Genomic DNA, 450 nt, shown 5'->3' on the forward strand with positions numbered 1-450 from the left:
GGAAAACTACAACTTGTTAAAAGCCAGAAAAATAAAAGCCTTTGTTAAGTATAATTATTTTGACAGAGACTGCAAGACCAAACAGGTAACCGCCTCGCAAAACAATCCTGAACTGGCCAAAATAAGGCAAAAGGCATTTGATTTACTTAAAACAAAACGGGGAGAACAGCTCAGAAAGCAAAGGTGTCATGATGTAGAACCCGTATTTGCCCAGATCAAGCACAATAAAGGATTTAAACGATTTATGCTTCGAGGACAAAACAAGGCCGAGGTAGAAATCGGATTGATTTCTATTGCCCATAATTTACAAAAAATGGCCTTTACAGGATAAAAACAGCTCGTTTTTACCTAAAATCAGCAAGAAATAAAAAATTATCTTGAAAGTGGAATCCGAAAAACCTGAATTAATGTTTTTAGTGGACAATCTTGTTTTTACCAAAAAAAAGAAGC

At 35.1% G+C, this 450-nt stretch carries 1 protein-coding gene; it reads left to right on the forward strand.

Annotated elements, in window-relative coordinates; all coding sequences use genetic code 11:
* The coding region (locus LUU93_RS21505; RefSeq protein ID WP_232683221.1) for a transposase at positions 1–331 on the forward strand (331 nt) is incomplete at its 5' end.
* Positions 332–450 lie beyond the last annotated feature (119 nt).

This window comes from Flavobacterium soyae, from assembly GCF_021245985.1.
Taxonomy (GTDB): domain Bacteria; phylum Bacteroidota; class Bacteroidia; order Flavobacteriales; family Flavobacteriaceae; genus Flavobacterium; species Flavobacterium soyae.